This is a genomic window from Actinokineospora fastidiosa (assembly GCF_014648415.1).
GTDB lineage: Bacteria > Actinomycetota > Actinomycetes > Mycobacteriales > Pseudonocardiaceae > Actinokineospora > Actinokineospora fastidiosa.
Window position 1 is genome coordinate 335,296 of record NZ_BMRB01000003.1, and the last position, 19,933, is coordinate 355,228.

The 19,933-nt window shown below is 72.4% G+C and carries 12 protein-coding genes, 1 tRNA gene and 1 riboswitch; of the genes, 4 read left to right on the forward strand and 9 right to left on the reverse strand.

The features are described 5' to 3' along the window. Position 1 precedes the first annotated feature (1 nt). Together IEY98_RS20555 and IEY98_RS20560 are read right to left on the reverse strand one after the other, a co-directional pair. Positions 2 to 2,770 carry an AfsR/SARP family transcriptional regulator gene (locus IEY98_RS20555; RefSeq protein ID WP_189212192.1) on the reverse strand — a complete coding sequence of 923 codons (2,769 nt, stop codon included), beginning with the start codon at positions 2,768 to 2,770 and terminating at the stop codon, positions 2 to 4. Positions 2,771 to 2,918: 148 nt separating this feature from the next. Continuing rightward, a complete protein-coding gene (locus tag IEY98_RS20560) occupies positions 2,919 to 3,884 on the reverse strand; it encodes a cation diffusion facilitator family transporter (protein WP_189212193.1) in 966 nt (321 codons plus the stop codon). A gap of 128 nt (positions 3,885 to 4,012) precedes the next feature. Here IEY98_RS20560 and IEY98_RS20565 point away from each other — a divergent pair, with 128 nt between their 5' ends. Then, positions 4,013 to 5,995 (forward strand): vWA domain-containing protein, encoded by a 1,983-nt coding sequence (locus IEY98_RS20565; RefSeq protein ID WP_189212194.1) that lies wholly within the window; start codon positions 4,013 to 4,015, stop codon positions 5,993 to 5,995. A 5-nt stretch (positions 5,996 to 6,000) separates the two neighbouring features. Continuing rightward, the gene (locus tag IEY98_RS20570) at positions 6,001 to 7,209 is read left to right on the forward strand and encodes an extracellular solute-binding protein (protein WP_189212195.1); all 1,209 of its coding nucleotides are present in this window, start codon (positions 6,001 to 6,003) and stop codon (positions 7,207 to 7,209) included. A 12-nt stretch (positions 7,210 to 7,221) separates the two neighbouring features. On the opposite strand, the gene IEY98_RS20575 is transcribed toward IEY98_RS20570, so the two are convergent. Then, positions 7,222 to 7,304: transfer RNA gene (locus tag IEY98_RS20575), tRNA-OTHER, on the reverse strand. Between the two features lie 188 nt (positions 7,305 to 7,492). Here IEY98_RS20575 and IEY98_RS20580 point away from each other — a divergent pair. Both IEY98_RS20580 and IEY98_RS20585 read left to right on the forward strand, forming a co-directional pair. Then, a complete protein-coding gene (locus IEY98_RS20580; RefSeq protein ID WP_189212196.1) occupies positions 7,493 to 8,554 on the forward strand; it encodes a lytic polysaccharide monooxygenase in 1,062 nt (353 codons plus the stop codon). 139 nt (positions 8,555 to 8,693) lie between these two features. Next, a complete protein-coding gene (locus IEY98_RS20585) occupies positions 8,694 to 9,365 on the forward strand; it encodes a DUF998 domain-containing protein (protein WP_189212197.1) in 672 nt (223 codons plus the stop codon). 93 nt (positions 9,366 to 9,458) lie between these two features. Here the strand turns inward: IEY98_RS20585 and IEY98_RS20590 are convergent, their stop codons facing one another. From IEY98_RS20590 to IEY98_RS20615, 6 genes are all read right to left on the reverse strand, one after another. Next, positions 9,459 to 11,768: an ATP-binding protein gene (locus IEY98_RS20590; protein WP_229787103.1), complete on the reverse strand. Its 2,310-nt coding sequence runs from the start codon at positions 11,766 to 11,768 to the stop codon at positions 9,459 to 9,461. Between the two features lie 158 nt (positions 11,769 to 11,926). Continuing rightward, entirely contained in the window at positions 11,927 to 13,132 is a 1,206-nt protein-coding gene (locus tag IEY98_RS20595) for a PucR family transcriptional regulator (RefSeq protein WP_189212198.1), read from the reverse strand. A 187-nt stretch (positions 13,133 to 13,319) separates the two neighbouring features. After that, positions 13,320 to 14,552, reverse strand: a complete 1,233-nt coding sequence (locus IEY98_RS20600; RefSeq protein ID WP_229787104.1) for a DUF6801 domain-containing protein — start codon at positions 14,550 to 14,552, stop codon at positions 13,320 to 13,322. 396 nt (positions 14,553 to 14,948) lie between these two features. Further along, positions 14,949 to 18,542 (reverse strand): methionine synthase, encoded by a 3,594-nt coding sequence (gene metH, locus IEY98_RS20605; protein ID WP_189212199.1) that lies wholly within the window; start codon positions 18,540 to 18,542, stop codon positions 14,949 to 14,951. 17 nt (positions 18,543 to 18,559) lie between these two features. Then, positions 18,560 to 18,638, reverse strand: a riboswitch (S-adenosyl-L-homocysteine riboswitch). A gap of 38 nt (positions 18,639 to 18,676) precedes the next feature. Continuing rightward, the gene (locus IEY98_RS20610) at positions 18,677 to 19,699 is read right to left on the reverse strand and encodes a hypothetical protein (RefSeq protein ID WP_189212200.1); all 1,023 of its coding nucleotides are present in this window, start codon (positions 19,697 to 19,699) and stop codon (positions 18,677 to 18,679) included. Between the two features lie 70 nt (positions 19,700 to 19,769). Then, positions 19,770 to 19,928: a hypothetical protein gene (locus tag IEY98_RS20615; protein ID WP_189212201.1), complete on the reverse strand. Its 159-nt coding sequence runs from the start codon at positions 19,926 to 19,928 to the stop codon at positions 19,770 to 19,772. Between the last annotated feature and the right edge of the window lie 5 nt (positions 19,929 to 19,933).

Below are 19,933 nucleotides of genomic sequence, written 5' to 3' on the forward strand. Positions count from 1 at the left end.
CTCAGGCAGGCACTTCACCCGGTGCGCGGATGCCGAGATCAGTGTAGAGATCACGGGCGGCATCGGCGTGGCGGCGCTCCTCGTCGGCGTAGCGCAGCGCGCGGTACACGCCCGCGAGGCCCTGGTGCGCGCGGGCCTGCTCGAAGCGGTCGCCGACGGTCTCGGCCAGCGCCAGCGCGCGGCGGTGGTAGCCGATGGCCTGGTCGTACCCGGTGGTCGGGAGTTCGCCGAGCCCGTTCAGCGCGCGGATCTCGACGTTGCGGTTGCCGGTCTGCTTGGCCGTGGTGAGTGCGCGGCGCTGGTAGTCGGCGGCCGTGGCGTGGTCGCCGATGCGGCGGTGGACGTCGCCGAGGCCGTTGAGCGCGAAGCCCTCCGCGCTGCGGTTCCCGGTCTCCTCCGCCAGGCTCAGCGCCTTGCCCAGCCAGGACAGCGCCTGCCCGTGCTCGCCGAGTCTATTGTGGACGTCGCCGAGACCGCGCAGCGCGTACGCCTCCAGGATCCGGTCGCCGCTGTCGAGGGCGACGGTCATCATCCTGGTGAACACCGCGTGCGCCTCGGCGTGCTGTTCGAGCCTGCAGTGCACGAGCCCCAGCGCGTGCAGCGCGCGTCCTTCCAGGGCCAGGTTGCCGGTCTCCCTGGCGACCGCCACGGCGGCGCGGCAGTGCGTGATGGCCTCCCGGTAGCGGCCCAGCCACCAGCCGACGTAGCCGAGGCTGGCCAGGGTCTCGGCCTCCAGCAGGCGGTCACCGGCAGCGCGGGCGGCGGTGAGGGCGTGGGCGTGCAGCGCCAGCGCGTCGTTCTGCTTGCCGGAGACGTGGAAGTAGCGCCACAGGGTGGACGAGAGGTGGCAGGCGTGCCGGTGCCAGCCGTCGGCGGCCGCGGCGTCGGCGACGGCCACCAGGTTCGCGTTCTCCGCGCGCAGCCAGCGCAGGGCGGCCTGGTACTCGGTCAGCGCCGGGCGCGGGGTGTCGTACGGGGGCAGGCTGGGCCGGTGCGGCTTCTCGGTGGGCGCCAGGGTGTCCATGGCCGCGGACGCGGTGTGCAGGTAGAAGTCGAACAGCCTGGTCAGGGCGCCGCGGCGGTCGTCGCCCGCGGCGGACTCCGCGGCGTAGGAGCGCAGCAGGTCGTGGAACCGGAACCGGCCGACCAGCGGCTCCTGCAGCAGGTGGGCGTCGACCAGCTCGTCCAGGACCGCCGTGGTCTCCTCGGGCCGGTGCCCGGCGAGCGCGGCGGCGGCGTAGAGGTCGATGTCGGGGCCGGGGATGAGGCCGAGCAGCCGGAACAGCCGCTGCGCGCGCTGGCTCAGGTGCCGGTAGGACAGGGCGAACGCGGCGGCGACGCCGGTCGGTAACTCGCCGAGCCGGGCGGCCAGGTGCGCCACGGTCCAGGAGGGGCGGTGCCGCAGGCGGGACGCGGCGATGCGGATCGCCAGCGGCAGGTACCCGCAGCGGCGCAGGACCTCGTCGACGGCGTCGGGCTCCGCGCCCACCCGCTCGTGGCCGACGACGCCCGCGAACAGCGCGCGGGCGTCCTGGGGCGGGAGCACGTCGAGCGACACCAGGCACACGTTGTCGAGGCTGGTGAGCCGCTGCCTGCTGGTGACCAGGGCGAGGCTGGCCGAGCGCCCCGGTAGCAGCGAGCGGATCTGCTCGGCGTCGGCGGCGTTGTCCAGCACGATGACGGCCCGCAGCCGGGCCAGCTCCGCCCGCCACAGCGCGGCGCGGTCCTCCACGTCGTCGGGGACGCGCTCGCCGGGCACGCCGATGGCCCGCAGCAGCTTGTCCAGCGCCACCTGCGGCGGGAGCGGGTCGCGGCCCGGGGTGTGCGCGTGCAGGTCGATGAACAGCTGGGCGTCCGGGTAGCGGTCCATCAGGCGGTACGCGGTGTGCACGGCCAGTGCCGTCTTGCCGACGCCCGCCATGCCGTCGATCGCCGAGATCGCGACCGCGCCGCCGCCGCCCGCCGCGTCGAGCAGCCGCCGGAGCTCCGCCTCGCGGCCGGTGAAGTGCGTGGCGTCGGCGGGCAGGTCGCAGCGGGCGGGCACGGGCGCTGGCCGGTCGTCGGCCAGGATCCGGGCGTGCAGGCCGCGCAGCCGGGGGCCGGGATCGATGCCCAGCTCCTCGGCCAGCGCCCTGCGGACGGTCTCGTAGACGGTCAGCGCCTCGGCGTGGGCGCCGTCGCGCAGGTGGGCGGTCATGAGCTGGGCGGCGAAGCGCTCCCGCAGCGGGTGCTCGGCCACCAGCGCGGTCAGCTCCCGGACCAGGCCGGGCGCGCCCAGCGCCAGCTCCAGCTCGACGCACTCCTCCATGGCGACCAGCCGCTGCTCGGTCAGCCCGGCGACCTGCGCGGCGAGCGCGGGCACGGCGACGTCGGCCAGCGCGGGCCCCCGCCACTGCGCCAGCGCCGCGCGGTACTCCCCCGCCGCGTCGGCGTCGCGGCCCTCGGCGGCGTGCGCGCGGGCGCGGGCCAGGTGCTCGGCGAACGCGCCGACGTCGGTCTCCACGGCCAGCCGGTACCCGGTCGGCGTGGGCGGGACCGCAGCGGTCGCGGCGAGCAGTCGGCGCAGGTCGGAGACGGTGTTGCGGATCTGCTTGGCGGCCGTCGCAGGCGGGTCGGCCTGCCACACCGCGTCGATGAGCCGGTCGAGCGAGACGGGCTGCCCGGCCGCCAGCGCGAGCGCGGCCAGCACCTTGCGCGAGCGCGCCGCGCTGACCGGAACCTCCCGCTCGCCCGCCACCACCTGCAGCGGTCCGAGGACGCGGACCCGCACCTGGAGCCTCCCCCGCGTTCGACGCCGTGGAAACGATCAGCGTACCGCCGGGACGGGGACCGGGCAGGGACGATCCGAGGACGGCCCCTGCCACGCTGGCACGCGCCCGTCCAGCGGGTTTTGGGGGTCTCGCTGGCCGGGCCCCCGCTCAGTCGAGTTCGCCGTAGCGGGCCAGGACGGCGGCGCGCAGCTCCTGGTCCGTGCGGGGCACGGGCTCGATGAACACCTCGGCGACGGCCGGGTGCGCGGCGCGCAGCTCGGTGGCCATGCGCACGCAGGCGCGCTCCAGCTCCGCCGCGCCCAGCGCGTCGTCGAAGTCGACGCGGGCGCAGACGAGGACGCGGTCGGTGCCGATGAGCATCGTCTGCAGGTCGACGACGGCGTCGACCTCCCGCGCGGCGGCCAGGGCGGCGCGCAGGGCGTGGACGAGGTCGGGCGCTGCCTGCCTGCCGATGAGCAGGCCCGCGTTGGTGCGTCCGAGCAGGTAGGCCACGAACGCCAGCAGGACGCCGATGGCCACGGACGCGACGCCGTCCCACACCGACGAGCCGGTCAGCTGGTGCATGCCGACGCCCGCGAACGCCAGCAGCAGTCCCGCCAGGGCAGCGCTGTCCTCGTAGAGCACGGTCTTCGACGTGGGGTCCTCGCTCTGTCGCAAGTGGACGAAGAAGGTGCGGTGGGCGGCCGCGGCCTCCCGGCTGACCTGGCGGCGCGCCTGCAGCCACGACACCGACTCCAGGGCGAAGGCGATCGCGAGCACGACGTAGGCCACGTGCGGCGACGTCTGCTCCTCCGGCTCGCCGAAGACCGTCGAGAACCCCTCGTACAGCGCGAACACCGCGCCCGACACGAAGATCGAGACCGCGGCGAGCAGGGACCAGAAGTAGCGCGCCTTGCCGTACCCGAACGGGTGACGACGATCGGCGGGGCGGCCGGAGACCCGCAGCGCGGTCAGCAGCAGGAGTTCGGTCAGCGTGTCCGCCACCGAGTGGCCAGCCTCGGCCAGCATGGCCGCCGATCCGGTGACCAGGCCCGCGATCAGCTTCAACACCGCGATCGCCAGGTTCATGGCGCCCGCCAGCACCACCGTCAGCGTGCTCCCGCTCTTGGCCATGGCCCGATGGTAGTCGACCACAATGGACAGAGCGGCCGGGCCGACCGCCCGCCCTCGGGTGATGGCACGGACTGGATAGCCGCCGATCGGGTGACAGCGAGTGAACTCCGCCACCTGGGTGGAGGCATATGGTAGGTCTCTGGGTGCACGGGTTCCCGCGCGGGAAGGTGTCCTCGACGTTGAGCACCGACGAGCACAAACCGGAGCGGTCCCAGCTGGGCTGGGTCGCGCTGATGATGCTCGGCGAGATCCTGATGGCCCTGTCCGCCAACTCCCTGACCTCGCTGCGCGCGTGGCTGCAGTTCATCGGCGGGGCCGTGCTGGTGGCCGCGGGCGGCTCCCAGCTGCGCGCGCCCGTGCTGTCGAAGCTGCGCAGATGGGTGAGCGGCCGCTCGCGCAGGCTCTGGACGCGCATGGTCGCCTGGACCGCCGGGGTGGCGGCGGCCGCCGCGGTGGTCTGGATCGGCACCCCACCTGCCGTCGCTTATGGACGGTTCCTCATCTACGGCTGCGAACATCCGATCGAGCTGCGGGTGGCCACCCCGCCGGACGACGTGGAGCTGTACCGGGAGGTAGCCGACGCCTACGAGCGGCACACCGCCGAGGAGTCGCTGGGCTGCCCGACCACGCACGTCGCCGTCTACCCCGTTGCGCCCGAGCGGGCAGTGAAGGGCCTCGGGGTCGGGTGGACCGCCGACTACGTGCGCGAGTACGGGCCCCATCCGGACGTGCTCATCACCACCGCGCCGAGCGACCTGGCCCGGCTGCGGCAGACCCTGGCCGACACCGACCGCCGCCACCCCGTCGTCGACGGCGATCGGGAGATCGGCTGGTCGCCGCTGGTGCTCGGGGTGCCGGTGGGCGCGGTGGACCGGCTGGGCGGCATCGACCCCAACGCCGCCACCTGGCACGACCTGCTGCGGGCCGCGGAGGCGGGCGGGCTGGGCGTCGTGCGGCCCTACCCGACGACCACGGGCATCGGGCTGCTGGCCACCGACGCCCTGCTGAGCACCGCCGACCGAGGGCTGCTGCCCGCCGCGCAGGCACGGGTCCGCGAGCGCTGGGTCGGCCGCTCGGCGGACCGCGACGGGTTCCCGCTGGCGCCGGGCCCGCTCCTGCTGCAGACCCACCGCGCCCGCGACAAGCCGTCCACCGCCCTGATCGTGGCCGAACAGGCGCTCGTCCGGTCGAACGCGCTCACCCGGACCGACGCCCGGGTGACGCTGCCGAACTGCGCGAGCGCCGAGGCTCCCCCCGGCTGCCTGATCGCCTACTACCCGAGCGACACCTTCCGCGTCCGGCACACCTTCGCCGCGATCGGGTGGAACGGCGACTCGCCCGCGGCGCGCGCCGCGCGGGCCTTCGGCGACTGGCTCGGCACCCCGCAGGGCCAGGCGGCGCTGAACGACACCGGGCTGCGCACGAACGACGCCGAGGCGGGCGAACTGCTCAGCAGGCACTACGGCGCGCTCACCGGCCCCCACGTGGCCGCGATGCGCGACGAGCCCGACGCCGCGCGCGAGGCCGCCGTCCGCGCCCTGCACGACAACGCGCAGCGCCCCGGGCGGGTCCTGCTCGCGCTGGACACCTCCGAGCGGATGGGCACGCCGGAGGCGGGCGGGCGGACCCGGCTGTCGGCCGCGTCCGGCGGCGTCATGGCGGCGTTGGACCTGCTCGGCCCGGACGACGTGGTCGGGCTGTGGACGTACTCCGGCGACGGGGTGCGCCCGCTCGTCCCGTTCGGGCCGCGCGACGCCGTGGCCGAGGCGGCGGACGAGCGCCTGCCCGACCTGTCCGCCGCCGGGACGACGCCGCTGCACCGGGCCGTCGCCGAGGGCGTCGCGGCGGTCGGGCCCGGCGACGAGCGCCGCATCGGCGCGCTGGTCGTGCTCGCGGGCGGCGACGACACCGCGGGCGGGATGACCGCCGCGCAACTGCTCGACGCCGTCCGCGGCCAGGACGTACGGGTATTCGTGATCGCGATGGGGGAAGCCGCATGCGCATCGACGTTCGCCGCGCTCACCCGCGCCACCGACGGCGCGTGCCTGCACGCCGGTCCGGGCTCGGTCGACCGGGCGCTGACCGATTTGTTCCGGCAGCTGTGGGGGTGAACGGGATGCGGCTCGTCATCGGGTTCGTCATCGGCGTGCTGGTGACCATGGTCGCCACCCAGTACGTCGTGCCCGCGCTCGCGGGCGGCGACGGCGCGGAGGACGGCGAGCTGGTGATCCTCAGCGGCCTCGACCAGAGCGAGGGCGGGCAGCGGCAGGCGCTGGTGGACCAGTGGAACGACATCCGGCCCGCCAACCCCGCCCGGATCGTCGAGCTGCCCGCCAACGCCGACCAGGCGCACAGCGAGATGGTGGCCCACGCGCAGTCCGGCGCCGAGCAGGTCGACATCTACAACCTCGACGTCACCTGGATGGCCGAGTTCGCCGACGCGGGCTTCATCCGGCCGCTGGAGGACGCGGACACGACCGGCTTCCTGGAGAAGCCGCTGCGCACCTGCCGCTATGACGGCAAGCTCTGGGGACTGCCGTTCAATACCGACGCGGGCCTGCTGTACTACCGGCGCGACATCGTGGACGTGCCGCCTGAGACCGCGTCCGAGATGCGCGAGACCATCGAGGAGGCCAAGCCCGACGGCATGCGCGCCGGGCTGACCACGCAGCTAGCCGACTATGAGGGCCTGACGGTCGCGGTGCACGAGGCCGTGTGGGCCGCGGGCGGGGAGGTCGTCGGCGCCGACGGTCGGGTGGCCCTGGACTCCGACGAGGCCCAAGCGGCGCTGCGCAGGCTCGCCGACGACGTCCGCGACGCCGACGTCAACCTCCAGGCGTCCCTGGAATTCGACGAGCTGGCCAGCACGCACGCCTTCGGCGCGGGGCAGGCGCTGTTCATGCGCAACTGGCCCGTCGCCTACCGCACGCTCGGCGACTCGGTCGAGTTCGGCGTCACGCCGCTGCCCGGCGGCAGCGTCCTGGGCGGGCAGAACCTGGCCGTGGCGGCCAAGTCCGAGCGCCCGCGCGCGGCCCAGGAGCTGATCGAGTTCCTGACCGATCCGCGCAGCCAGCAGATCCTCTTCGAGCGCGGCGGGCTGGCCGCGACCCGCGACATCATCTACCTCGACTCGGCCGTGACCTCCCGCTATCCGTACGCGAAGACGCTGGAGACGGCGATCCAGAACGCGCGACTGCGCCCGGTCACCCCGCACTACACCGCGTTCAGCGAGTGCCTGCGCGGCGTCGTCCGCGAGCTGCTGGTGACGGGATCCCTGCCACCGGACGCGGTGGACCGGCTCGCCCGCTGTCTGGAGGGCAGATAGCGGGCGGATGTGCGGAGAGGGCAGGATTCGAACCTGCGCGGGCCGAGGCCCTTCCTGCGAGCAGGAACCCGATAAGCCGCTCCGGGCACCTCTCCCTTTCGCCTTGCTGGAACCCAGTCTGCCGGGGGCCGCTGACCAGGGGCTGATCGACGGCTGACCGCCCCCGGCCGTCATCGGGTATTCACATATCCGACTGATCGGGCTACCCTTGAGCTGCTTCTGGGAGCGCTCCCAAACTCCCGCACCGACACAACGAGGTATCGCGAAAGGGACAACGGTGAGGATGCGACGGAAGCTTGCGCTCTTCAGCGCCGCGGCGGCGGTGGCCACCGCCGTCGGGCTGGTCGTGGCGGTCAGCCCGGCATCGGCGCACGGCGCGATGATGGCGCCCGGCGCCAGGTCGTACCTGTGCTGGCAGGACGGCCTGAGCCCGCAGGGCAACATCGTGCCGATCAACCCGGCCTGCAAGGCGGCGGTCGACGCGGGCGGCACGAACGCGCTCTACAACTGGTTCGGGTCGCTGCGCTCGGACGGCGCGGGCCGCACCCGCGGGTTCATCCCCGACGGGAAGCTGTGCAGCGCCAACAACCCGACCTTCGCGGGCTTCGACATCGCCCGCGCCGACTACCCGGTGACCCACCTGACCGCGGGCGCCAACTTCAACTGGCGCTACAGCAACTGGGCCCACCACCCCGGCACCTTCTCCATGTACGTCACGAAGGACAGCTGGAGCCCCACCCGGCCGCTGAGCTGGGCCGACATCGAGGAGCAGCCGTTCCTGCGGGTCACCAACCCGCCGCAGCGGGGCGCCGTGGGCACCAACGACGGGCACTACTACTGGAGCGGCAACCTGCCCACGGGCAAGTCCGGCCGCCACATCATCTACTCGGTGTGGTCGCGCTCGGACAGCACGGAGACCTTCTACAACTGCTCCGACGTCGTCTTCGACGGCGGCAACGGCGAGGTGACCGGCGTCGGCCGCGACGGCGACCCGACCACCCCGCCGAGCAGCACGACCCCGCCGACCACCACCACCCCGCCGCCGACCGGCGGGGCGTGCACCGCGGAGCACAAGGTCACCAACTCCTGGGGCGGCGGCTACCAGGGCGAGGTCGTCGTGCGGGCGGGAGCGTCCACAGTGAACGGCTGGACGGTGAGCTGGACGCTCGCCAGCGGCCAGACGATCAGCCAGGTGTGGAACGGCTCGCTGACCACGAGCGGGTCGACGGTGCAAGTGAAGAACGCGTCCTACAACGGGACCATCGCCGCGGGCGGCTCCACGTCGTTCGGCTTCACCGCGGGCGGGACGAGCGGTGCGGCCACGCTCACCTGTACCAGCCCCTGATCAGGGCTGACCGGTCCGGTCCGGCGGGCGACGCGGCCCGCCGGGCCGGACCCCTGCGTCCGATCGGGTGAGGGGGTTACATCGCGACCCGTCTGTGCCGATATATCCGTTATCGGCTTCTTCAGGTCGGGAGGCGGCCATGAGCCCCATACACGACAACCTCGTCCACTCCTATCTCTACCTGCGCCGGGCGATCGGCCTCATCGGCATGGCCCTGCCGGTGGTCCTGGTCCTCGGGCAGTACCTGATCGACGGGCGGCTGTTGCACTCGATCAGCGGCTACTACTACAGCGACCTGCGTGACGTGTACGTCGGCAGCATGTGCGCGATCGGCGTGTTCCTGTTGTCCTACCGCGGTTACGCACCCGTCGACGACCTCGTGAGCAACATCGCCGCCGTGGCCGCCATCGGGGTCGCGCTGTTCCCGACCGCACCGCCGAGCGGCGCGACCGCGTCCGACGAGGTGTTCGCCGTGCTGCACCTGGCGTTCGCGGGCGTGTTCTTCCTGTCGCTGGCGTACTTCTGCCTGGTGCTGTTCCGCCGCTCCACGGGCGAGGACCCGACGACCGAGCGCAAGGTCAAGCGCAACGGGGTGTACGTGCTCTCCGGCGTGGTGATCCTGGCGTCCCTGGCCCTGATGGTGATCCTCGGCCTGTTCTTCCAGGAGCAGACCGAGGCCCTGCGCCCCGCGCTGTGGCTGGAGTTCGCCGCGACCTTCGCCTTCGGCACCGCCTGGCTCACCAAGGGCGAGCTGATCCTCCCGGACACCGGCGGCGACCGCAGCACGGCGGTGGGGCAACCGGCGGTCTGATCCACTGTGGACACGCCCTCGGCTTCCCGCCGAGGGCGTTGTCATGTCGAAGGCGTTGGGCTGCGCTGGAAACGGAGGTGTTCGGCTCCGCCGCTATCCGGCCTTCGCCCGGCGGGTCTCCGCCACCCAGGCCGCGATCTGGGTGCGATTGCTGAAGCCCAGCTTGGAGCGGATGTGCTCGACGTGGGTGTCCGCCGTGCGGGGGGCGATGACGAGCTGGGTGGCGATCTCGCGGTTCGTCAGGCCCTGGGCCACCAGCTCGGCGATCTGCATCTCGCGGGCGGTCAGCGGGTTGGGCATGGGCTCCGGCTCGGGCTCCTCCTCGGGGGATTCGCCGAGGGCGTAGGCGAGGGCGTCGTCGATGGACAGCGCCGTGCCCGCGATGAACTCCTCGGCAGCGGCCTGCGGGCCGATCTCCCCGGTGACGACCCCGATGTCGCGCTGCATCGGCTCGACGAAGGCCACGTAGTTGGCCGGGGACGCGCCCAGCGCCTGCCACAGCGTGCTCGCCGCGCCCAGCAGGCGGGCCGCGCGGACCGGCTCGCGCTGGTGGGTGGCGCAGCCTGCCAGCACGGTGAACGTGAACGCCATGACCACGCGGTCGTCGACCGTGCGCTGCAGGCGCAACACGTCCAGCCCGGCCTGGCGGGCCACCTCCATGTCGCCGTGCAGGTACTCCGCCGCGCTGCGCGACCACAGGGCCCACGAGCGCCAGAACACCTCACCTCGGTCGGTGTAGCGGACGATGGCGTCGTCCAGCACCTCCCGGCCGCGCGCCAGGTCGCCGATGCGGCCGATCGCCAGGCCGTAGTTGAACGTCGCCCACAGCTCGCCCGCCTCGTCGCCGAGCACGCGGAAGCGGTCGGCGGCCTGCGCGAACTGCTCCGCGGCCAGCTCGCTCTCGTCGCCCATGAGCGCGGCGTACGCGCGGATGTGCAGGGCGTAGGCCTGGGCGCTCTCGTCGCCGCGGACGTCGGCCAGCTTGGCGGCGTCGTCCAAGGCGGACTCGTAGGCGGGGCGGTCGCCCTGGATCAGCGCGAGGAAGCCGTAGAACACCAGCGCGTGCGCGCGGGCGGGCGCGTCGGCCGCCGCCATGTCCAGCAGCGCGCTCGCCCACAGCCGCGCCTCGGTGTTGTGCCCGCTGAGCAGCCAGTACTCCCGCAGGTCCACGAAGATCCGCAGACCGATGGCGGCCTCGTCGGGATCGGTGGTGCAGCAGTCCAGGGCGGCGCGCAGGTTCGCGTGCTCGGCGATGAACAGGCCCAGCCACGCCGTCTGGTCGTGGCCGAAGGACTCCTCGGCGAAGCGCGCGGTGAGCCTGCGGTACCAGTCGCGGTGGCGCAGCCGCTGACGGGTGAGGTGGCCGCTGGCGCGCAGCCGGTCCTCGCCGTACTGGCGCACCGTCTCCAGCATCCGGTACCTGGCGACGCCGTCGTGCTCCTCGCGCAGCAGGATCGACTTGTCCAGCAACGCGTCGAGCAGGTCGAGCACGGCGCCGCGGTCGAGGCCGCCGCCGGAGCAGACGTGCTCGGCGGCGTCGAGGTCGAAGGAGCCGGTGAACACCGCCGCGCGCGCCCAGAGCAGCCGTTCCTGCTCGTCGCACAGCTCGTAGCTCCAGTCGATGAGCGCGCGCAGCGTCTCGTGTCTGCTCGGCGCGCCCCTGCTGCCCCGGGTGAGCAGGGTGAAGCGCTTGTCGAGGCGGTCGGCGAGCTGGCGCACCGACAGCGAGCGCAGCCGGACGGCGGCCAGCTCGATGGCCAGCGGCAGCCCGTCGAGCGCCTTGCACAGCCGGATGACGTCGCGCGCGTTGTCCTCGTCGATCTCGAACGACGGCACCACTGCCGTCGCCCGCTCGGTGAACAGCTGCACCGCGTCGTAGGACGCCAGGGCGGCGGCGTTCTCGCCGGGCTCGGGCACCGCCAGCGGCGACACCGGCACCACGCGTTCGGCGGCAACGCCGAGCGACTGGCGGCTCGTGGCCAGCACGACCAGGTGCGGGCACTCGGCCAGCAGCGCGTCCACGAACACCGCGCACGCCTCGACGATGTGCTCGCAGTTGTCCAGCACCAGCAGCAGCCGCTGGTCGCGGAACTGGTCGACGATGCGGTCCAGCGGCGCCTTGGTGGAGCGGTCGCCCATGCCGAGGCGTTCGGCGACGGTGCTGGCCAGCAGCCGTTCCTCGCGCAGGTCGGCCAGACCGACGAACACGACGCGCTCGCCGAAGGACGCGCGCGCCGAATCGGCAACGCGCACGGCCAACCGGGTCTTCCCGACGCCGCCCGGCCCGGTGAGGGTGATCAGCGGTCCGGCCCCGAGCAGGCGCTTGACCTCGGCGATCTCCTGTCGTCTGCCGACATAGGTCGTCGCCTCGGCAGGCAGCGGCCCCGCCCCGTACCGCCGCACCCCAGCACCTGACACTCGCGCACCACCCGCCCGTCCGTCGGACAAGCATTCTGACGGATGGGCCATAGGTTCGCGCAATCACTCTCCCAAGGGGAGGGATAACACCTCTATATAGGAGCGGCGGCCCACAGGGTTAGGCCGCCGCTCCATACCGGTGGTCAGGAAGCGCTCGCGGCGCCGATCTCGGTGTCCGTACCCTCCCCGGGCTGCTTGAGGACGGCCGCCCGCACGGCGAGCTCGAGCTCGAACCGGCCGCGCGGGTCGGCGAGCTGGTCGCCGAAGAGCTCTTCGAGGCGGTGGATGCGGTAGCGCACGGTCTGCGGGTGCACGCCCATCCTGGCCGCCATCTCGGTGACCCTGCCCTGGCTGGCCAGCCACTCGTGCAGGGTGCGCAGCATGCGGTCCTGCCTGCGCGCGGTCAGGTCGCGCAGCGGGGCCAGCCGCCGCTCGGCGAGTTCGGCGATGAGGTACTCGTCGGCGAACAGCGCCAGCGTGAGCCGGTGCTCCGCGCAGTCGACCACGCCGCCGTCGGCGGGGATCAGCTCGCGCGCGGCCAGGTCCAGCGCCCGGGTGGCCACCCGCAGCGACGAGCGCACCTCCGACAGGGCGGCCGACGGGCCGATCGCCGCGGTCCAGCCGGGCAGCGCCGTGCGCAGGGTGACGGCGAGGCCGCGGACGTCGACGGTGTCGGCGACCAGCAGGCAGGGCTCGGCGCTCTCGGTGTCGACCAGGTGCTCGCGCAGCAGGTCGGCGGGAACGCCCTGGTCGCCGGTGGCCGGGCGGCGCAGGGCCACCACGCGCAGCGCGGCGGGCAGCGCCCAGCCCGCCTCGCGGGCGGCCTCGGTGAGCTGCCCCGGCGCGGGCGCCGGGTCGGCCATGATCAGCCGGACGAGCCTGCGCCGGGCCGCCGCGCCCGAGACCGGCCGCGCCTGGGTCGCGCCGGTCAGGCCGGACAGCTCGCCGAGGTAGGCGAAGATGACCTCCGCGCCGCGGGCGACCGCGGCGGCCGGGATGCGCCGGGTGCGCGCGTAGTGCGACGCGTGCCGCCACGCCACCTGGCCACCGATGCGGTAGGCCCAGACCAGCAGGTCGGGACGGCAGCTCTTGACCAGCTCGCGGCGGCGGGCGCGGAACACCGCCGACCAGTCGTCGCCTGCCAGGCCGCGCGGGTTCGTCATGGTGTCCAGGCAGCACAGGATCGTGGTGCGGATGGTCTCGACGAGCGGGTCGACCACGCTGGCCAGCTCACCGGACTCCGCTGGCATCGCCTGGCCGAGTTCGCCGACCACCTCGCGGCGCAGGCGCTCGGCGAAGGACTGGTCCGGAGTCGGACCGCGGTGCTCCAGGACGGGTGTCGCGCTCATCCTCTGCCTCCGGTCATTGCGGGCGGCTCGGCTTCACCGCCATGGGGCAACCGTGCCGCACCGGTGACGCGGCGCACATCCGTACTTGTACGTACGCACTACCGAGATTGCGACGTATGGCCCAGTGCCCGGGTAACACGAAACGGGGCCCCACCGGTGTCCGGTGGGGCCCCGCTCGCTGATCAGGTCACTGCTTGATGGTGAGGTCCATGTCGATCGTGTGGCCGTTGCCCTGGACGAAGGGGCTGATGAAGTCGTTCAGCCCGCCGCAGCCCTGCACGGCCGAGAGGCCGTAGGTGCCCGCGATCTTGCCGCCCTTGAGGACGTCGAAGTTGCCGACGGACTTCAGGCTGATGTCGGACGGGGTGACGGTCTGGCAGGTCGGCTCCTGGCTGATCGGGATGCCGAAGAGGGAGACCTTGGGCAGCTTCACGGTCAGCTTGCCGTTGAACGTGATGGCGCCGGTGGCGACGGTGCCGCTGGCCTGACCGACCGGCACGAACTCGATGTCGGCCTTGGACTCCAGGAACCCGAAGATCTTGAAGGTGCCGGAGGTCCTGTTCAGCTTCAGGTCACCGGTGTAGACGCCCTTGGCCAGGTCGGCGTTGGCGTCGAAGGTGCCCGACAGCGGGACCGGGCCGGTGAGCATGCCCTTGAGGTTCGACACGCCCTTGAGGTCGTACGACACCCGCACGCCGTTGTTGGGCGGGGTCGTGGTCGTCGTGGGGGGCTGCTGCGTCGTGGTCGTCGTGGTGGTGGTCGTCGGGGGGACCGTCGTGGTCGTGCTGGTCGGCGGGTTGCTGTCGCCGGGCAGGATCTCGATGGTGGCCAGCTCGTTGTTCTGGCCCGGGGCCAGGGTGCAGACCGAGTCGAAGGTGCCCAGGCCGGTCTCCGAGCCGTCCGCGGTGCGCGGGGTCAGGGTCAGCTTGAGGCCGTTGACGGTGATCTTGGCCGGGCCCGCCTTGCTGAAGGTCAGCGGCGGGGTCTGGCCGGTGGCCCGCACGTCGAAGGCGCCGGAGGCGGGGATCGGGGTCTTCTCCACCGTGATCGGCACGTTGACCGGCAGGGTCGCCTCGGGGGCGGCGACCTCGGCCGACGACACCGCGCTGCCCTCGACGGTCTTGGCGCCGACCAGGGTCAGGCCCTGGGTGGCGGTCTCCGGGACCGTCGTGATGGCCTCGATGTCGAACGCGGGGTTCTGCTGCCCGACCTTGGTCGTCTTGGGGATGTCGGTGTTGATGACGACCTTGATCGGCTGGGTGCCGATCAGCGGGAAGGGACAGTTGTAGTTCAGCGTCAGCGAGACCGGGTCTGCCGCACTCGTGCCGGAGCCGAGCGCGATACCGGCGGCGACGAGACCGGCGGCGGCGAAGGCCGCCCCGCCTGCCACCAGCCTCCTGGTCACATTCCGTGAAGTCACGATGATCAGTCCTCAGGTATCAGCGATGATACGAACGCAAACAATCGACGAGTCCGCTCCCGAAAAGGGCCGACCTCGATTTCACGACGGGTTTTCCCGCCCTATCGGATACTGTCCGGACCGACGGTAACGGACACCAATGCGACCGGGCAAGGATTCTCCAAAAGCTCGTTCCCCAGGTCAACCAAGACTTGTTGGGACCTGATAATAATGTGAGCTTCGAAGCGAAAACCGCTGGTCAGCAAGTCATCAACCACGTGCTAATCCGCACGTGGACAGTTGTAGCACAAACCCAATTCCGCAGACAGGGGTTGTCTTGGGATTCCAATCACGACGGCGGCGCCACCACCCGAGCCGAGTCGGGCGATGGCGCCGCCGTGGGACGCGCGCGGGGGCCTAGTCCGGGTCGTAGGCCAGGTTCGGGCGCAGCCAGCGCTCCACCTCGGGCACCGGGAGGCCGCGCCGGATCGCGTAGTCCTTCACCTGGTCGCGGCCGAGCCTGCCGACGGTGAAGTAGCGCGAGGCCGGGTGCGCGAAGATCAGGCCGCTGACGCTGGCCGCCGGGGTCATCGCGAACGAGTCGGTCAGGCCCATGCCGATGGCCGCGGAGTCCAGCAGGTCGAACAGGTCGCGCTTGAGGCTGTGGTCCGGCGAGGCCGGGTAGCCCAGCGCCGGGCGGATGCCGCGGAAGCGCTCGGCGTGCAGGTCCTCGATCGCCGGGTCGGCGTCCGGCTCGAACCACTCCCGGCGGGCCCGCAGGTGCAGGTGCTCGGCGAACGCCTCGGCCAGCCGGTCGGCCAGCGCCTTGACCATGATGGCGCGGTAGTCGTCGTGCTGGGCCTCGTAGTGCGCGGCCAGGTCCTCCGCCCCGTGGATGGCCACGGCGAAGCCGCCGAGGTGGTCGCCGTCGGGGGCGATGTAGTCGGCGAGGCAGCGGTTCGGGCGGCCTTCCGGCTTCTGCGTCTGCTGGCGCAGCATGGGGAAGGCGGGGCCGCCGTCGAGCAGGATGTCGTCGCCGTCGGAGCGCGCGGGCCAGAAGCCGTACGCGCCGCGCGCGGTGAACGAGCCGTTGGCGATGATCTCGTCCAGCAGGGTGTTCGCGTCGTCGAACAGCTCGCGGGCGACCGGCTGCTCCAGGATCGCCGGGTACTTGCCGCGCAGCTCCCACGCCAGGAACAGGAACTGCCAGTCGATCATCTCGCGCAGTTCGGCGATCGACGGGCTCACCTGCCGGACGCCGGTGAACGCGGGCACCGGCAGGTCGTCGAAGTCGACCCGCTCCGGGTTGGCCCTGGCCTTCTCCAGCGACAGCATCGGGCTGCGCTCGCGGGCCTCGTGCTGCTCGCGCAGCCGCGCCTGCTCGGTGCGGGTGGCCTCGGCCAGCGCGGCGGCGCGGTCGGGGTCGAGCAGGTCGGAGACGACGCCGACCACGCGGGAGGCGTCGAGCACATGCACCGTCGTGCTGTCGTACGCGGGCGCGATGCGGACCGCGGTGTGCTGGCGGGACGTCGTCGCGCCGCCGATCAGCAGCGGCAGCTTGAGGCCGCGGCGCTGCATCTCGGTGGCCACGGCCACCATCTCGTCCAGCGACGGCGTGATCAGCCCGGACAGGCCGATGGCGTCGGCGCCCTCGGCGACCGCCGTGTCCAGGATCTTCGCCGCGGGCACCATCACGCCGAGGTCGATGACGTCGTAGTTGTTGCAGCCCAGCACGACGCCGACGATGTTCTTGCCGATGTCGTGGACGTCGCCCTTCACCGTGGCCAGCACGACCTTGCCGTTGCCCCGCGACGCCGTGCCCGCCTCGGCGAGCCTGGCCTTCTCGGCCTCCATGAACGGCTCCAGGTAGGCCACCGACCGCTTCATCACGCGGGCGCTCTTGACCACCTGCGGGAGGAACATCTTGCCCGAGCCGAACAGGTCGCCGACGATCTTCATGCCGTCCATCAGCGGACCCTCGATGACGTCGAGCGGCCGGGCTGCGACCGCGCGCGCCTCCTCGGTGTCCTCCTCGATGAAGTCGACGATGCCGTGCACGAGCGCGTGCGCCAGCCGCTCGGCGACCGGGGCCTCGCGCCAGGACAGGTCGACCTCGCGCTTCTTGCTCTTGCCGTTGAAGGTCTCGGCGAAGGCGACAAGGCGGTCGGTCGCGTCGGGCCTGCGGGCGAAGAGGACGTCCTCGACCAGCTCCAGCAGGTCGGCGGGGATGTCCTGGTAGACCGCGAGCTGGCCCGCGTTGACGATGCCCATGTCCAGGCCCAGCCGCACGGCGTGGAACAGGAACGCCGAGTGCATGGCCTCGCGGACGACGTCGTTGCCGCGGAAGGAGAACGACAGGTTGGAGATGCCGCCGCTGGTGCGCGCGCCCGGACAGCGCTCCTTGATCCGGGGCAGCGCGTCGAGGAACTCCTTGGCGTAGTTGTCGTGCTCGCTGATGCCGGTGGCCACGGCGAGCACGTTCGGGTCGAAGATGATGTCTTCCGGCGGGAAGCCCGCCTTGCGGGTCAGCAGGTCGTAGGCGCGGCCGCAGATCTCGACCTTGCGGTCGGCGGTGTCGGCCTGGCCCTGCTCGTCGAAGGCCATGACGACCACGCCCGCGCCGAAGTCGCGGATGCGGCGGGCCTGCTCCAGGAACGGGCCCTCGCCCTCCTTGAGGCTGATCGAGTTGACCACGCCCTTGCCCTGCACGCACTTGAGCCCGGCCTCCAGCACGCTCCAGCGCGAGCTGTCGATGACGATCGGGATGCGCGCCACCTCGGGCTCGGTGGCGATCAGGTTCAGGAAGGTGGTCATCGCCTGCTCGCTGTCGAGCAGGTCGGCGTCCATGTTGACGTCGAGCAGGTTCGCCCCGCCGCGCACCTGGTCGAGCGCGACGTCGACGGCGGCCTGGTAGTCCTTGGCCTCGATGAGCCTGCGGAACTTGGCCGAGCCGGTGACGTTGGTGCGCTCGCCGATCATGACGAAGCCGGTGTCCGCGCCGATGCCGAAGGGCTCGAGCCCGCTGAACCGGGTGGCGGCGGGCGGCGCGGGCACGTGCCGGGGCGCGACGCCCTCGACAGCGGCGGCGATCTTGGCGATGTGCTCGGGCGTGGTGCCGCAGCAGCCGCCGACGATGTTGACCATGCCCTCGGCGGCGAACCCGCCGAGCAGCCGGGCGGTCTCGTCGGCGGTCTGGTCGTAGCCGCCGAAGGCGTTCGGCAGGCCCGCGTTGGGGTGGCAGGCGGTGTAGGTGCCCGCCAGACGCGCCATCTCGGCGGCGTGCGGGCGCATCTCCTCGGCGCCCAGCGCGCAGTTCAGGCCCACGACCAGCGGGTTCGCGTGCTCGATCGAGCTCCAGAACGCCTCGACAGTCTGCCCGGACAGGGTGCGGCCGGACAGGTCGACGATGGTGACCGACACCCACAGCGGCAGGTGCGGGGCGACCTCGCGCGCGGCGGCCACCGCGGCCTTGGCGTTGAGCGTGTCGAAGACGGTCTCGATGAGCAGCAGGTCGACCCCGCCCTCGGCGAGCGCGGCGATCTGCTCGGCGTAGGCCTCCGCGACCTCGTCGAACCCGACGGCCCGGTAGGCGGGGTCGTCGACCTTCGGCGACAGCGACAGGGTGACGTTGAGGGGGCCGATGGACCCGGCGACGAACCGCCCGCCGAACTCGTCGGCGGCCTGGCGGGCCAGCTGGGCGCCGCGCAGGTTCATCTCGCGCACCAGCGGCTGCAGCTGGTAGTCGGCCTGGCCGATGCTGGTGGCGGTGAACGTGTTGGTGGTGGTGATGTCCGCGCCCGCGCGCAGGTACTGGCGGTGGATGTCGAGGATGACGTCCGGGCGGGTCAGGTTGAGCAGGTCCGGGTCACCGGTGACGTCGCACGGGTGGTCGCCGATGAGGTCCCCGCGGTAGTCCCGCGGGGTGAGCTTGGCGCCCTGGAGCATGGTTCCCCATGCTCCGTCCAGGACCGCGATCCGCTGGTCCAGCAGCTCCGTCAGCGTTGTGCGCACCCGTCACCTCCCGTTTGTCGTGGGAGGCGCCCTTGCTTCGCGGTGGACCCGGCCGAGCGTGGCGGACCGTAGTCCGTTGCAGCGCCTCTCGGCCACGGACGAAATTACCTCACCGCCGAAAATGATGCCATCGGTCAGCGCCCCGGTACCAGGCTCCCCGGACCGACGAACGCGGCGGCCCCGGCCAGCAGGTAACCCAGCGCGGGACCATACGCGCCAGCGCTCAGTTCGCCGAAACCGTTGGCACTGACAAGATCCACGACCGCGCTGATGTGCACACCGGACAGTCCCAAGAGGACCAGACCGGCGATCCGCCGGAACATCCCCACGGCCGACTTGAGCACGAACAGCACCACAACGATGCCCGCGAGCGCCGCGGCGGCCACGCCGATCTCAACAAGTGAGAAGCCGCTCTCCTCGCCGAACAATCCGGTAAGGGGCCCGATGCCGTAGCGGAAGGCGACGTACCCGAGGCCGAGCACCGTCAGCGCGACCCAGATCACCTTCATCGCCACCGATTCGAGCACGGCGGCGAATGACAGCAGGATGCCGAGCGCGACCAGCGGATACCCGGCGACGAGGACGTACCAGTCGCCGAAGCCCATGTCCTGGACCCCGGTCACCCTGTCCCAGAGGCCCGCGAGCGAGACGCCGCCGTCGACCCAGGGCAGGAGCGTGACGCTGACCAGCAGGACGAGCGCGCCGAGGATGGCGAGGGTCAGGCCGAGGCCGAGGACGCGCCTGCCCCGGGAGCGGGAGGGCTGGGGCTGGCGGGGCTGCTGGGGCGGACGGCTCGGCTGGGACGCACGCTGCTCGCGGTGCTCGGGATAGGCAGAGCGCTGGTCGCCGTAGCGCTCTGCCTGGTAGCCGGAACGGTGGTCGCCGTAGCGCTCGTCCTGGTAACTCGAACGCTGGTCGCCGTAGCGCTCGTCCTGGTAGGCGGAGTGCTGATCGGCGGTCGGGTACGGGTGTTGGCCCGCCGGGTAGGCGCCGTCCGGGTAGGCCGAGCGCCGGTCGTCCCGGTAGGGGGAGTCCGGATAGCCGGGCTCCCTCGGGTAACCACGCTGCTGGGCGTCGCCTTGCCGCTGCCCGTGGCCGGGCTGCCTCGGGTAACCGCCGGGACGCTGCTGGTACGGGTCGCGTGGAGGCTGTGACACGCCCCGCACCGTACCCGCGCGCCGCCCGGGGAGATAGATCTCGGCGCGGGGCCTGGCCCCACCCCGTCGGTCACCAGATCGAGGCGTCCGACTCGGTCTCCTCGGTGTCGGCGATCTCGGCGACGACGAAGCGGCGGCCCGAGGGGTGGTGGACGGTGACGGTGCGGGCGGTGGGTTCGCCGTCGGCGTCGTCGTCGAGGTGGATGGAGAGGAGGAGCAGTTCGGACATCGGGT

Excerpts from the sequence above, each read along its gene's own strand:
- IEY98_RS20560 (WP_189212193.1), bottom strand. The coding sequence starts at position 3,884 with ATGGCCAAGAGCGGGAGCACGCTGACGGTGGTGCTGGCGGGCGCCATG.
- IEY98_RS20565 (WP_189212194.1), top strand. The coding sequence starts at position 4,013 with ATGGTAGGTCTCTGGGTGCACGGGTTCCCGCGCGGGAAGGTGTCCTCG.
- IEY98_RS20570 (WP_189212195.1), top strand. The coding sequence starts at position 6,001 with ATGCGGCTCGTCATCGGGTTCGTCATCGGCGTGCTGGTGACCATGGTC.
- IEY98_RS20580 (WP_189212196.1), top strand. The coding sequence starts at position 7,493 with ATGCGACGGAAGCTTGCGCTCTTCAGCGCCGCGGCGGCGGTGGCCACC.
- IEY98_RS20585 (WP_189212197.1), top strand. The coding sequence starts at position 8,694 with ATGAGCCCCATACACGACAACCTCGTCCACTCCTATCTCTACCTGCGC.
- IEY98_RS20595 (WP_189212198.1), bottom strand. The coding sequence starts at position 13,132 with ATGAGCGCGACACCCGTCCTGGAGCACCGCGGTCCGACTCCGGACCAG.
- IEY98_RS20615 (WP_189212201.1), bottom strand. The coding sequence starts at position 19,928 with ATGTCCGAACTGCTCCTCCTCTCCATCCACCTCGACGACGACGCCGAC.